The organism is Edaphobacter acidisoli (assembly GCF_014642855.1).
Taxonomy (GTDB): Bacteria; Acidobacteriota; Terriglobia; order Terriglobales; family Acidobacteriaceae; genus Edaphobacter; species Edaphobacter acidisoli.
Map to the genome: position 1 here is coordinate 557,341 of NZ_BMJB01000001.1, position 12,487 is coordinate 569,827.

Annotated in this window: 13 protein-coding genes; 2 read left to right on the plus strand and 11 right to left on the minus strand. The window is 59.9% G+C overall.

Annotated features, from left to right (window positions below):
• Window positions 1-8 precede the first annotated feature (8 nt).
• The 4 genes from IEX36_RS02140 to uvrB form a co-directional block, all read right to left on the minus strand.
• Window positions 9-317 (minus strand): type II toxin-antitoxin system RelE/ParE family toxin, encoded by a 309-nt coding sequence (locus IEX36_RS02140; RefSeq protein WP_188757697.1) that lies wholly within the window; start codon window positions 315-317, stop codon window positions 9-11.
• Window positions 317-598 (minus strand): type II toxin-antitoxin system ParD family antitoxin, encoded by a 282-nt coding sequence (locus tag IEX36_RS02145; protein WP_188757698.1) that lies wholly within the window; start codon window positions 596-598, stop codon window positions 317-319. The genes IEX36_RS02140 and IEX36_RS02145 overlap by 1 nt, the downstream gene beginning before the upstream one ends.
• A 278-nt stretch (window positions 599-876) precedes the next feature.
• Window positions 877-2,112, minus strand: coding sequence for an FRG domain-containing protein (locus IEX36_RS02150; protein ID WP_188757699.1), 1,236 nt, complete (start codon window positions 2,110-2,112; stop codon window positions 877-879).
• Between the two features lie 22 nt (window positions 2,113-2,134).
• On the minus strand, window positions 2,135-4,123 hold the full coding sequence (gene uvrB, locus IEX36_RS02155; protein WP_188757700.1) for an excinuclease ABC subunit UvrB: 1,989 nt from the start codon (window positions 4,121-4,123) through the stop codon (window positions 2,135-2,137).
• Between the two features lie 38 nt (window positions 4,124-4,161).
• On the opposite strand from uvrB, the gene IEX36_RS02160 reads away from it, so the two are divergent.
• On the plus strand, window positions 4,162-4,746 hold the full coding sequence (locus IEX36_RS02160; RefSeq protein ID WP_188757701.1) for a histidine phosphatase family protein: 585 nt from the start codon (window positions 4,162-4,164) through the stop codon (window positions 4,744-4,746).
• Between the two features lie 173 nt (window positions 4,747-4,919).
• On the opposite strand, the gene IEX36_RS02165 is transcribed toward IEX36_RS02160, so the two are convergent.
• Window positions 4,920-6,146 carry an FAD-dependent oxidoreductase gene (locus tag IEX36_RS02165; protein WP_188757702.1) on the minus strand — a complete coding sequence of 409 codons (1,227 nt, stop codon included), beginning with the start codon at window positions 6,144-6,146 and terminating at the stop codon, window positions 4,920-4,922.
• A gap of 251 nt (window positions 6,147-6,397) precedes the next feature.
• The gene (locus tag IEX36_RS02170; RefSeq protein WP_188757703.1) at window positions 6,398-7,105 is read right to left on the minus strand and encodes an HAD family hydrolase; all 708 of its coding nucleotides are present in this window, start codon (window positions 7,103-7,105) and stop codon (window positions 6,398-6,400) included.
• 57 nt (window positions 7,106-7,162) lie between these two features.
• Here IEX36_RS02170 and IEX36_RS02175 point away from each other — a divergent pair, with 57 nt between their 5' ends.
• Window positions 7,163-7,837, plus strand: a complete 675-nt coding sequence (locus IEX36_RS02175; protein WP_188757704.1) for a carbonic anhydrase — start codon at window positions 7,163-7,165, stop codon at window positions 7,835-7,837.
• A gap of 80 nt (window positions 7,838-7,917) precedes the next feature.
• On the opposite strand, the gene IEX36_RS02180 is transcribed toward IEX36_RS02175, so the two are convergent.
• The 5 genes from IEX36_RS02180 to IEX36_RS02200 all read right to left on the minus strand — a co-directional run bounded on the left by IEX36_RS02180 (window position 7,918) and on the right by IEX36_RS02200 (window position 12,486).
• The gene (locus tag IEX36_RS02180; protein WP_188757705.1) at window positions 7,918-8,787 is read right to left on the minus strand and encodes a DUF4097 family beta strand repeat-containing protein; all 870 of its coding nucleotides are present in this window, start codon (window positions 8,785-8,787) and stop codon (window positions 7,918-7,920) included.
• A gap of 27 nt (window positions 8,788-8,814) precedes the next feature.
• A complete protein-coding gene (locus IEX36_RS02185; protein WP_188757706.1) occupies window positions 8,815-10,023 on the minus strand; it encodes an efflux RND transporter periplasmic adaptor subunit in 1,209 nt (402 codons plus the stop codon).
• A gap of 501 nt (window positions 10,024-10,524) precedes the next feature.
• Window positions 10,525-11,127: a transcriptional repressor LexA gene (gene lexA / locus IEX36_RS02190; protein WP_188757707.1), complete on the minus strand. Its 603-nt coding sequence runs from the start codon at window positions 11,125-11,127 to the stop codon at window positions 10,525-10,527.
• An 84-nt stretch (window positions 11,128-11,211) separates the two neighbouring features.
• Window positions 11,212-11,556: an STAS domain-containing protein gene (locus IEX36_RS02195; RefSeq protein WP_188757708.1), complete on the minus strand. Its 345-nt coding sequence runs from the start codon at window positions 11,554-11,556 to the stop codon at window positions 11,212-11,214.
• Between the two features lie 75 nt (window positions 11,557-11,631).
• The gene (locus IEX36_RS02200) at window positions 11,632-12,486 is read right to left on the minus strand and encodes a hypothetical protein (RefSeq protein WP_188757709.1); all 855 of its coding nucleotides are present in this window, start codon (window positions 12,484-12,486) and stop codon (window positions 11,632-11,634) included.
• Window position 12,487: the final 1 nt, after the last annotated feature.

Consider the following 12,487-nt stretch of genomic DNA (forward strand, 5'->3'; position numbering starts at 1 on the left):
TGAGCCGGTTAAATGTGTTCAGGGCCGAAGAGGGCTTCGAGGTCGCGCCGTCCATGAACGACACGAAGAATCAGGACATCCTGTTCTTCGACGGCGTAGATGATGACGTACTCTCCGACCGGGAAACTGCGCGTGCCTGTTCCGAATTCATGGTCGCGGCTGCGGCCCAGGTAGGGATGCTGGGCCAGCAGGATAAATCTGCTGGTGAGGGAGTCTACAAGGTGGTCGGCGATCTCGATGCTGGAGCTTTCTTTGGCGATGAAATACCAAATGTCGTCGAGGTCGATTTCGGCGCGGACGGAGACACGATGGGCCATCAGCGGGAGGTGCCCAGTTCAGCGGCGAGGCGGGCGCGCCCGCGCTCTTTTACTGCATCTGCGAGTTCCTGCATGGATTCCTGAGTGATGGGGCGACCTTTGCCCTGGGCGAGGGAAGAGCGAGCTTCGTCGATGGTTGCCAGGAACGCGATGCGCTCACGCTCGCGAGTCTCCCAAAGGCTTAGTGCTTCCTCGATTGCATCTTCCTCGCGGTGCAGGCGTCCGCTTTCGACGGCTCGGCGGGCGAGGGCTTGCTGGTCGGAGGTGAGGTGGACTTCCATGGGTTTAGGGTACGGAAAAGCGGGTGGCGAGGCAATAGTTATGAGTCGCGCCTTCAGCGCTCTGGGGTTTGTTGGGTTCGTACCTGGGGCTTCGCCCCAGGCTGGTATGAATCGGGCCTTTGGCCCTCGCGCTTCGCGATCCGGGGGCAATGTATTGTGTTTCAGGTTGGTGGGCACGATTGGTTCAGGGGGCCTGAATGCAGATTTTTTGGTTCGTGGCGGGGTCGAGATTTTACTTCCCCACCCGTCGGCAAAGTGCACAAGCGCCACCGCAGACTTTACTTCGTCTTCTTCGCTCGCCTTCGATTGCGCTTCTCTGAAGGTTCTGGTTCGTCGCTAAAACTGCTGTAATCGATCGTTAGTTCTTGTCCTGCTGGGATCCGGCGTTCTGCATAGAAGTCATAGCTCTCGTCACATCTGGTATTTGGTTTCTTGGAGTCATTCATGAACCATGCTGGTGTAAGCCGATTAAAGGATGTCGGGCACCCATAGCGATCTCCCTTGATGATGGCGAAATCGTCGTAGAGTCGCCGCAACTCCGGGTTTTTAGGGAGAAGTTCCTTGCTTAGCCAGAAGACCTCTTCATTCTCCTCAGCGAATATGCGAGTGCCTTTAGGGATATCTCTAATTGCGAATACACCCACACCTTCCTTGTGGAGGCTCGAAGGCTTGATGCGAACATAAACCCCACGATGCGGTGAATCCGTTTTTGCATCTTTGTAGGCAGTTGCTAATGCACGTCCAAGACCCTCGAGATCGGGAAATATAGTCGTGTCATCGATTCCGTAATCTTTTAGATTTAGCCGAATCCCCTTCACGGCATGGCCCGGTATGATGATCTTCTTTAAGCAGGGCCTCGCGCCCTTCATGAAACGATCAAACCCATCTGCTTCACGACCATGAACAGTGAAGCACGATTTTTGACTACTGATTCGTCGCGCAATATGAGTGGGAAAGATTGCGACCGGGGATTGTGGGATCATCCTTCCTGCCCAACGGGGTGGTAGCCAACGGGCGACCGGTTTGCAGTCCTTCGGGTTTGCCCCGACGGCACTCGGTGAAATGACCTCTCCTCTCTTGATAACGCGCCTGTTCAATTCATACGGATTGAGTACCCATACAGAGGAGTCGTAATAACCCGGATTATCACGAACCGCGAAGTATAGGGCGATGACAGGGCTTTCTGTCCAATCTAACAATCTTGTTGGGGCGCCGTAATGTTGCATCAGAAAGTAGAGATCCCAATCTACAGTAGGCATTGATTCAAAACGACTCAATGCTGGCGCTCGGATGGCAAACTCTTCTCTGATTTCATCCTCAGTATCGGCATCACAGCATCCGATCCTCAAAATGTTTGGCCAGAGTTTCCACTGTTTTCTTTGTTGTCCGCGATACCATGGCCCACTGACATCTTCACTGTCGAACCGCCATTCAGCGCGAATTTCAGAGGTTACAGACAGGAATTCTTCAAGATTTTCTGCGACCCAATTAAGGTGGTCCTTTTTTGTGCTCACGTTCGATCCCCTTCAGGAGATGTTAACTAAACAGGAATTCTTTGGTGCGGAGTTCTTTGACCGTGTCGCGGAGTTTGGCGGCGCGTTCGAATTCGAATTTTTTGGCGGCTTCGCGCATTTCGGTTTCCAGTTTGGCGATGTAGGTGTCTAGTTCTTGTTGCGTGGCGAAGTCGGGGACGCCTTCGGTCTCTTCGGTGAGGTCGGCGTAGTCGGCTTTTAGGATGCCGGCCAGCGACATTTCGGTGGCGCGGATGACGGATTGCGGCGTGATACCGTTTTCTTCGTTGTAGGCTTCCTGGATTTCGCGGCGGCGGTTGGTTTCGTCAATGGCGCGCTGCATGGAGTCGGTCATCTTGTCGGCGTAGAGGATGGCGCGGCCTTCGAGGTGGCGGGCGGCTCGGCCGATGGTTTGGATGAGGGAGCCCTGGCTGCGGAGGAAGCCCTCTTTGTCGGCGTCGAGGATGGCTACGAGGGAGACTTCGGGAAGGTCGAGGCCCTCGCGCAACAGGTTAATGCCGATGAGGACGTCGTACTCGCCTTTGCGGAGGTCGCGGAGGAGCTTGATGCGTTCGAGGGTCTCGATCTCGGAGTGCATGTAGCGGCAGCGGACGCCTACTTCGGTGTAGTAGCTGGCGAGGTCTTCGGCCATGCGCTTGGTGAGGGTGGTGACGAGGACGCGCTGGTTTTTTTGCGCGCGGTCGCGGATCTCGGCGAGCAGGTCGTCGATCTGGCCTTTGACGGGGCGGATTTCAACGGTGGGGTCGATGAGGCCGGTGGGGCGGATGATTTGTTCGACGACTACGCCTGCGGATTTGGTGAGTTCATACGGGCCTGGCGTGGCGGAGACGTAGATGACCTGGCCGGTGCGGGTCTCGAACTCTTCGAAGCGCAGGGGGCGGTTGTCCATGGCGCTGGGTAATCTGAATCCATAGTCGACGAGGTTTTGTTTGCGGCTGCGGTCGCCGTGCCACATGCCGTGGAGTTGTGGGACGGTGACGTGCGACTCGTCGATGAAGATGAGGTAGTCCTTGGGGAAGTAGTCGAGGAGCGTGGGTGGGGGCTCGCCGGGGAGTCGGCCGGACATGTGGCGGGAGTAGTTCTCGATGCCGTGGCAGTAGCCGACGGACTTGATCATCTCGAGGTCGAAGCGGGTGCGCTGGTGGATGCGTTGGGATTCGACGAGGCGGCCTTCGCGCTCGAGCTGCGTCTCCCACTCGCCGAGTTCTTCGAGGATGGAGGCGATGGCGGTGGTCTTGCGCTCGGGCTGGACTACGTAGTGCGACTTCGGGTAGATGGGCAGGCGCGAGTACTTTTGGCGGACAGTGCCGAAGAGTGGGTCGATCTGGGAGAGCGAGTCGATCTCGTCGCCGAAGAGCTCGATGCGGTAGGCGTTCTCGTCGTAGGTGGGGTAGATTTCGATGATGTCGCCACGGACGCGGAAGGTGCCGCGGCGGAAGTCGACGTCGTTGCGCTCGTAGAGGATTTCTACGAGGCGGCGGGTGATGTCTTCGCGCTTGATGCGCTGGCCTTTTTCGAGCAGGAGCAACATGCCGTAGTAGGCTTCGGGGCTGCCGAGGCCGTAGATGCAACTGACTGAGCTGACGATGATGGCATCGCGGCGTTCGAAGAGCGAGCGCGTGGCGGAGAGGCGGAGCTTGTCTAGCTCTTCGTTGATGGTGGCCTCTTTTTCGATGTAGAGGTCGCCGGCGGGGATGTAGGCTTCGGGCTGGTAGTAGTCGTAGTAGGAGACGAAGTACTCGACGGCGTTGGAGGGGAAGAAGCCTTTGAACTCGTGGTAGAGCTGCGCGGCGAGGGTCTTGTTGTGCGCGAGGATGAGCGCGGGGCGCTGCAGCTCTTCGATGATCTTGGCCATCGTGAAGGTCTTGCCGGAGCCGGTGACGCCGAGCAGGACCTGGTCTTTTTCGCCGGCGTTGATGCCGGAGATGAGTTCGGCGATGGCGCGCGGCTGGTCGCCCTGCGGCTTGTAGTGGGTGGAGAGCTGGAAGTCCATTACACATAAGATAGAAGAAATTGTGTGGAGGATTCGGAATGAGTGCTGGGACTGAGTTGTGGCTGGTGAGACATGGAGAGACGGAGTGGAGCGCGGGTGGGGCGCATACTTCGCGGACGGACATTGCTCTGACGGAGCATGGGCGGCGGCGGGCGGAGGAGCTGCGGGCGTTTCTGGCGGGGGTGAAGTTTGATGCGGTGTTGGTGAGCCCGATGCAGCGGGCGCGGGAGACGGCTCGGATTGCGGGGTTTGGCGATGCGGTTGTAGATGATGGGTTGAAGGAGTGGGACTACGGTGTGTACGAGGGGCGAACTACGGCGGAGATTCGTAAGGAGCTGCCGGAGTGGTCAGTGTGGAAGAACGCGATTGTTGACGGCGAGACGGTGGAGCAGGTTGGTGAGCGCGCGGATGCGGTGATTGCTCGGGCTTTGGCGGCTGCGCCTGCGGGTGGGAAGGTGGCGCTGTTTGCTCATGCGCATCTGCTGAGGATTCTGGCGTCGCGGTGGGTTGGGTTGTCTGCGGCGGATGGGCGGTTGTTTGTGCTGGGGACTGGCAGTTTGAGCGTGTTGGGGTGGGAGCGTGAGACGCGGGCGATTGTTAGCTGGAACCGTGGGTTTGAGTAGGTTACGGTGCTGATGTTTTTTGTGGCGAACGAGACAGCTTGGCTGGTATGTGTTGTGGCTGACGGAGAAAATACAGGGGTCTCTCCACTCCCCCTTCGACTCGCTCTGCTCGCTCAGGGTCCGGTCGAGATGACGTGCTTTAAGCGGAACACTGTTCTTCTCAAGACACGCGCTTAAGACGCTGGTTTTGTTTTGATGTGTTGGGGTTGCAGGCCGAGGCCGATGAAGCGGGCGGTGAGGTGTTGGAAGCCGGGGATGTGGGTGAGGATGCGCAGCGTGAGCGGCATGGTGATGGGGCCGGGGTTGCCGAGGACGCGGTTGAGGATGCTGTGGGCAAAGACCTGGAAGGCTTGCGTGCGGTGGACGGCCTTTTCGCGGTAGTGCTGGACCTGTTGCAGATGGTGCGGGGTGAGCGCGTTTGATTGGAGCGCTTCGGTGAGGATGTTGGCCGTGGCGACGGCGTCCTGCAGGGCGATGTTGATGCCGATGCCGCCGACGGGAGACATGGCGTGCGCGGCGTCGCCGATGCAGAGCAGGCCGGGTGACGACCACCGCTCCAGATGATTGACCTGCACGGTGAGGAGCTTGACCTTGTCCCAGGAGTCGATCTCGTGGACGCGGTCGGCGAGGAAGGGAACGATGCGGACGATGCTTTGCTGGAAGGCTTCGAGACCTTGCTGCTGGATCTGCGTGAAGCTGCCTTTGGCGATGATGTAGGCGACCTGGAAGTAGTCGATGCGGTTGATGAGGACGATGAGTCGTCCGTAGTTGACGTAGCCGAGACCGCTTTCGGTGTCGGATGGTTTGCGCGAGAGGCGGAGCCAGAGGACGTCGATGGGTACGCCTTCGTCGATGACGTGGAGATGCGCCGCGTCGCGTGAGGTGGCGTGGCGGCCATCGCAGCCTACGGTGAGCGTGGCGGGGATTTCGACGGGGCCTTCCGGCGTGTTGGCGAGGACTCCTGTGGTGACGCCGTTTTGCTGGATGAGGCCGGTGGCCTCCCAGCCCATACGGAGGGTGAAGGTGGGGAACTGCGCGGCTTCGGCGGCGAGGAAGTTGAGGAAATCCCACTGCGGCATGAGCGCGACGAATTTGGCGTGCGTGGGGAGGTGGGTGAGGTTGGCGAGGGTGACGGTGCGGTCGCCGATGGTGACGGTGGCGTGGTCGATCTCGGAGTGGCGGATGGCGAGGAGCTTGTCGAACAGGTCGAGCTCGTACATGAGTTCGAGTGTGGAGGGGTGGATGGTGTCGCCGCGGAAGTCGCGGAAGAAGTCGTTGTGCTTTTCGAGGACGGTGACGTGGATGCCGCTGCGGGCGAGCAGGTAGCCGAGCATCATGCCTGCTGGGCCTCCGCCGATGATGCAGGTGGTGGTTTGAGGAGTGGTGAGCGGCACAGCCATAAGGTGCGGCAAGGGTAACAGGGGAGGTATCGCCGGTCAAAGCTGAAGATATGTGCGTGGGTCGAGGAAATACAGGGGTCTCTCCACTCCGCCGCTACGCGGCTCCGGTCGAGATGACGTGTGGCGGGTGGGTGCGGCTCCGGTCGAGATGACGTGTGGCGGGTGGGTGCGGCTCCGGTCGAGATGACGTGTGGTGGGTGGGTGCGGCTCTGGTTGAGATGACATGCATTCGATGTCATCCGGATAAATGACTACGTGCGGAATGAGTCGAGGAGCGCTGGCCAGTCGGTGGGGGATTGGGCGAGGTGGTCTGGTGGGACGGTGATGAGTGATTGCGGGGCGAGGCCGAAGGCGCAGCCGATGGAGTGCGCGCCTGCGTTGCGGGCGGTGAGGACGTCGACGTGTGAGTCACCGATCATGATGGTTTCGGCTGGTGTAATGGCGCGGCCAGTGAGTGCCGATGCTTCGGCGATGAGTGTGAGGATGCCGTGCGGGTCGGGCTTTTTGGTGTGGAAGCTGTTGCCGCCGTAGTTCTGGAAGAAGAAGCGAGCAAGGCCGAGGTGGTTGCAGATGTCGCGTGAGGGGTTGACGGGCTTGTTGGTGAGGACGGCCATTGGAAGTGTGGGGTGCGTGGCGCGGATGGCTTCGAGCGAGTCGATGACGCCGGGATAGACGTAGGTGAAGTCAAGTTTGTGGGCGCGGTAGTAGTCGAGGAAGTATGTGATGACTTCGGTTACATATTCTTCGTCGTGCTGGTCGCCCTCGGGGTCGCCGAGGGCGCGGCGGACGAGCATCGAGACGCCGTCGCCGATGTAGCTGGCGATGACTGCGTCTGGGAGCTTGGGCTTGTGGAAGTGTTGGAGGGTGGCGTTGACGGAGTTGCAGAGGTCCTGGCGCGAGTCGATGAGGGTGCCGTCGAGGTCGAAGACGAGAAGGCCCGGGGGTAGAGCAGAAGACATTTATTAAGGATAACGGACGACGGGTGTAAGCTCTTTGTCAGCTTTCGAGGAGGTCGTATGAGCGCTTTGACTGGTATGGAGTGGACGCGGCGTCAGTTCGTAACGGCTCTGGCCGCGGCAGGTTTGTCGGGAAGCACAATCGTGGCGGGCAGCGCAGGTGCGCAGACGCCGCTGGGGCCGGATGAGGCTGTGCGGGAGTTGATGGCGGGCAATGAGAGATTTGTTGCGGGCAAGTTGTCATCGTTCGACCACGATCTCGCGATATTGAAGGCGGGGACGGTAGAGAAGCAGGAGCCGTTTGCGGCGGTGCTGTCGTGCGCGGACTCGCGTGTGCCGGTGGAACTGGTGTTTGATCAGAGCATTGGGCATCTGTTCGTGACGCGGGTTGCGGGGAATATGGTGACGCCGGAGATTATCGGCAGCCTGGAGTATGGCGTGGCGGTGCTGGGCGTGAAGGCGATTCTGGTGCTGGGTCATGCGAAGTGCGGAGCGGTGAGCGCGGCGATGAAAGGCCAGGACGTGCCGGGGCAGATCAGTGTGCTGTATCAGCATATGATGCCTGCGATTGAGAAGGAGCATGATGTGCCGGCTGCGGTGAAAGCGAATGCAGCGTTTCAGGCAAGGCTGCTGGGCGAGAGCTCGACGGTGATTGCGAAGGCGGTGAAGGATGGAGTGGTGAAGATTGTGGCGGGATACTACGATCTTGCGAGCGGGCGGGTGACACTGGTTTAGTGCGGGGAATTGTGCGAGCGGAGGAAAACAGATTCCTCCGCTACGCTACGGAATGGAAATGCAAAAAGAAGCCTGCGTACTTATTTGAATTGGATGTCGCCGGAGCCAGTGCTGGCGTGGATGGTGGGGCCTCCACCGTTGACTGTGCCGGAGACGTGATGATGGTTGAGGCTGCCTTGCATCATGATGGCCTGCGCGACGTGGATACCGCCGGAGCCTGTGCTGGCATCGACTGTAAAGTGGGCGCTGCCTAATGCCGCGCGAATGTCTCCGCTCCCTGTGGAGAGACGCCAGTCAGAGGTTGGCTGGCCCTGGACGGTGATGCTGCCTGAGCCGGTGCGCGAGAGGAGAGCTCCGGAGATATTGCCTAGCTGGATGTCGCCGGAACCGGTCTCAGCTTTCACGTCGCCGGGTGCGGACTGGTCGAAGGCGATGTTGCCGGAGCCGGTGCCGAGTGTCGCAGCGCCCTGGACGCCGCTGGCATGGACGTTGCCGGAGCCGCTGTGGGCTTTGAGACTTGCACCCGCGCTTTCGATGGTGATGTCTCCGGAGCCGGTGTTGCTGTTGAGCGCGGAGGCGCGGGGCACGGTGACGTCGTAGTCGATGGAGATGTTGCGGTAGAGGTCGGGGTTGTGCTGCTCGCCGATGATGATGTCGTTGCCATTCTGCGCGATGGGTGGGTTGGCGACGATCTGCTGGACGCGGGATTCGGCGTCGTTGCCGGAGAACAAGCCGCCGTTGGCATGGACGTGGCCGATGATGTGGACCTGGCTGTCGCTGCCTGCGTGGATGTGGATGTTGCCGGAGCCGGAGTTGACGGTGACGTTGGGTGTGCTGCCGGTGGAGAGCGTGCGGTCGAAGGTGGCGTTGGCGTTGGCGATGGTGATGGCCGGGGAGCTGGCTACGGCGAGCGAGAATGCAGCGGCTAGGGCGATGAGTTGAAGTTTCATGCGTGCTCCTTCGTTGGAATTAGACCGCTATTGCTGGAGGATGACGGTGTCGCCGGGGTTGAGGCCGGAGAGGATTTCGGTCTTGGTGCCGTTGGAGATGCCTGCCTTGATGGCGACGACGCGGTAGCCCTTCTTCTGGTTGGCGTCGGGTACCTGGACGGTGGCGTTGCGGTCCTTGTCGTAGATGACGGCCTGTTCGGGGACGGTGATGGAGTTCTTGTGGTCTTCGAGGATGATCTCGGCGTTGGCGGTCATCTGGGCTTTGAGCTCGCCGCCGGGGTTGTCGATGGAGACGCGGACGTCGAAGGTGGTGACGTTGTCTTTTTCGACGCCGAGCGGGGAGATCTTGGTGACTTTGCCGTAGAAGTTTTTGTCTTTGAAGGACTCGACTTTGATGCGGGCGGTCTGGCCGAGGTAGACCTTGGCGATGTCGGACTCGTCGACCTTGCCGTCGACGTAGACCTGGCCGGTGTCGCCGACGGTCATGATCTGCGTGGCGGTGGAGCCCATGACGAGGATGGAGCTGACGGCGTCGCCGAGCTCGACGTCGCGTGAGAGAACGGTGCCGTCCATCGGCGAGGTGATGGTGGTGTAGCTGAGCTGCTCTTCAAGCTGGGAGAGCGAGGCTTTGGCTTGCGCGACCTGGGCTTCGGCCTGATGGAGGCGCGAGGTGTCGACGGAGATCTGGGCGACGGCTTTGTCGCGGGTGTTGACCTCGGCGAGATATTTCTGCTCGGCGTCGTCGAGGGCCTGCTTGGAGACTACACCGTCCTTGGACATTTGAAGATTGCGCTCGTAGGTGTTCTTGAACATGGGCAGGTCGGGAGCTTCAGCGTTGACCTTGTCGTACTTGATGGCTGCCAGGGCGGCGCGGGCGTTGGCCTCGGCGGCGGAGAGCTGGGCGCGCTGCGCGTTGACCTGAGCGAGAATCTCGACCTGGTCAAGCTGTGCGAGGACCTGGCCCTGTTTGACCTTGGCGTTGATGTCGACGTAGAGCTTGGTGACGATGCCGGAGGCCTTCGATTTGACGATGACCTGCGTGATGGGAGTGATCTTGCCGGTGGCGACGACGGAGCGGGCGATGTCGCCGCGCTCGGCCTTGGCCAACTGCGAGGGCTCGAACTTGGTGGCGTTCCCGCTGGCTTTGACGGCGATGGTAAGCGCTCCGCCGATGACGATGACGGCGGCGACGATCCAGAGCCAGAGTTTGCGCTTGCTTTTACGATTGCTTGCCACGGGTGACTCCCAAAAATCGGTTTGAGCTTGTGTCTCGGAGTGTGGGTACGGAGGAAATCGTGTTGGGGTTCCGTGCCGCGGGAAAATGTTTTACGCGGCATAGAACCAAAAGAGGTTGCCGGCGATGCCGGACAGTCGTTTGTCTGACGCAATTCTAGTCAGAAGAGGGGTTTGTGGCCATGACGCAAAGGGAGGATTGGAGGGGGAGGGGTTAATTGGCTTGGGGCCTGAACCGAGGTCTCAGAATCGAGACTCTTCGACAAGTTCAGGGCAGGCTCTGGGGCACCCGGCGTTGTGGCTGAAAGGGTTGGAGGGTATTGGTAGGATTTGACGGTGTCGGGGTCCTTCGACTCCGCTTCCTGCGGTCGCTTCGCTCAGGATGACGACTGTTTTGGGAGTGGTCAAAAACGAAATACAGGGGTCTCTCCACTCCGCATCGAGATAATGCTGCGCTGCTCCGGTCGAGATGACGTGTATTCACAGGAGCGACGTGTCGTCTTTTCAGGCGTATTTGCGGAGGACGCCGAGGACTTTGCCCTGGATGCTGACGCTGGCAGCAGGGGCGTAGATGGGGGACATCTCAGTGTTGGAGGGTTGCAGGCGGATCATGGCGCCTTCGCGGTAGAAGCGCTTGAGAGTGGCATCGGAGCCGTCGACGAGGGCGACGACGATCTCGCCTTCGCGTGCGGTGCGGGTGCGCTCGACCAGGACGAAGTCGCCGGAGACGATGTGTTCGTCGCGCATGGAGTCGCCGCGAACCTCGAGGGCGAAGACCTCGCGATTGCCGATGATGTCGCCGAGCGAGATGCTCTCGGCGGTTTCGATGGCCTCGACGGGCTTGCCGGCGGCGATGCGGCCTATAAGGGGCAGGCGGTCGCCGGCCTTTTTGCTGCGCGGCGGGAGGACATCGATGGAACGGCTGCGGTTGTGTGCGCGCTGGAGCAGGCCTTTGTTCTGGAGATTGGTGACGTGCTTGTGAACGGTGGCGAGCGAACTGAGGCCGAGGCCACTGGCAATCTCTTCATATGACGGGGAGTAACCGTTCTTCTGTGTGAAGCCGGAGAGAAAGTCGAGAACCTCTTTTTGCCGCCGCGTGATAGCCATGCGGGAATTGTAGCGAATAAAAAGCGAATTGCAAGAGGATTTTTCGCCGCAGGTTATTTAATTGGGTACAGACGGCGCTCGTGTTCAGGCGGAAGCTTCTGCGGTTTCGACCGAATCGCGGATATTCAGAACGCGGTCGACCCGGGTCATTTCGATCAATGCGCGGAGGCGCTCATTGATACCGACGAGGAAGAATTTGTGACCCGCGTCCTGGGCCGCGACGTGGTAGTTCATGATGACGCCCATGCCGGCTGAGTCCATATAGGGAACATCGGTCAGATCCATAATCAGGCAGGGAGGTTTCAGTGTTCGCATCTCTGCCTGGAGCGGGAACATATTGTTGAGCGTGAATGGACCCGAAAGCCGCAGAATGACGACGTCTTCCCTGGCTCCTTGCGTGCAGGAGAATGTGAGTTCCTTGTCGGCCATGCGTGCGAGTATAGGCGCGATGCGGCTGGCGATTGTTACGAGACGGTAAATTGTGGATTCGACCCGATGTTTTGACTACCAGAGACGGTAGGCGATGCCTATGGAGAAGATGGGGAAGATGCGGGCGTCGTTGAGATAGTGATCTCTGCGGGCGATGGCGGCAGCGGTGCTCTGCTGAAGCCTGGAGTCTTGTGCGGCGGGCTGGCAGACGACGGTATCGGCTTCGGGATCGCAGGAGCTGCCGGTAAAGCCGACCTGAAGGCTGGGTTTTCCGGCGTAATAGAAACCGAATTCTACCGGCATGGTGAAGCGGCCGTGTTTTCGCGGAAGGATGTTGCCGAAGCCGAGGCTGAGGCCGGGTGAGATTTTGCGAAAATCGACGCGTCCGGTGACGTGGAGTGGGTCGGTAGCACTGCTGCCGAAGAGATTTCCGCTGATCCGGATCGTGTCGCCGGGAGGGACGTAGGCGGTGGCGCGGAGGCGGTTGTTATTGGCGAAGACGAGCAGAGGGCTGATGCGGAATCGACCGTTGAATGGGAAATAGTCGAGGGCAGCGTGCGCGGACAGCAGATGGAGATTGACGCCGACGTTGAGGTCTTGCTCCTGAAGGCTGGTGGATATGGGAAGGAGGTTAGCTCCGGCGCGGAGGTTGAGACGTTGAGCGAGTGGGGTGGCAATATCGATGCCTGGACCGGCGATGCCGATCTTGAAGGCTATGGCTGCGTGCGAGAAAGGGCTAAAGCGCTGTGTTTGTGCGGGCTCGGGTGAGGTTTGTGCTGCGATGGGATGAGGCGCGGCGACGAGAGATAGCAAAAGCAGGATGGCAAGAATAACGCGCAGAGGTATCTGCCGGACCGTCCAGGAGGCTTTGTGGAGGGAGCCGGTCCAGAGGCCTCGGTGGGCATGGTTCGGTGGGGAGGAGATTCCCATT

Bases quoted from the DNA above. Each gene is read 5' to 3' on its own strand.
- IEX36_RS02140 (WP_188757697.1), bottom strand. From the start codon at position 317: ATGGCCCATCGTGTCTCCGTCCGCGCCGAAATCGACCTCGACGACATT.
- IEX36_RS02145 (WP_188757698.1), bottom strand. From the start codon at position 598: ATGGAAGTCCACCTCACCTCCGACCAGCAAGCCCTCGCCCGCCGAGCC.
- uvrB (WP_188757700.1), bottom strand. From the start codon at position 4,123: ATGGACTTCCAGCTCTCCACCCACTACAAGCCGCAGGGCGACCAGCCG.
- IEX36_RS02160 (WP_188757701.1), top strand. From the start codon at position 4,162: ATGAGTGCTGGGACTGAGTTGTGGCTGGTGAGACATGGAGAGACGGAG.
- IEX36_RS02165 (WP_188757702.1), bottom strand. From the start codon at position 6,146: ATGGCTGTGCCGCTCACCACTCCTCAAACCACCACCTGCATCATCGGC.
- IEX36_RS02170 (WP_188757703.1), bottom strand. From the start codon at position 7,105: ATGTCTTCTGCTCTACCCCCGGGCCTTCTCGTCTTCGACCTCGACGGC.
- IEX36_RS02175 (WP_188757704.1), top strand. From the start codon at position 7,163: ATGAGCGCTTTGACTGGTATGGAGTGGACGCGGCGTCAGTTCGTAACG.
- IEX36_RS02180 (WP_188757705.1), bottom strand. From the start codon at position 8,787: ATGAAACTTCAACTCATCGCCCTAGCCGCTGCATTCTCGCTCGCCGTA.
- lexA (WP_188757707.1), bottom strand. From the start codon at position 11,127: ATGGCTATCACGCGGCGGCAAAAAGAGGTTCTCGACTTTCTCTCCGGC.
- IEX36_RS02195 (WP_188757708.1), bottom strand. From the start codon at position 11,556: ATGGCCGACAAGGAACTCACATTCTCCTGCACGCAAGGAGCCAGGGAA.
- IEX36_RS02200 (WP_188757709.1), bottom strand. From the start codon at position 12,486: ATGGGAATCTCCTCCCCACCGAACCATGCCCACCGAGGCCTCTGGACC.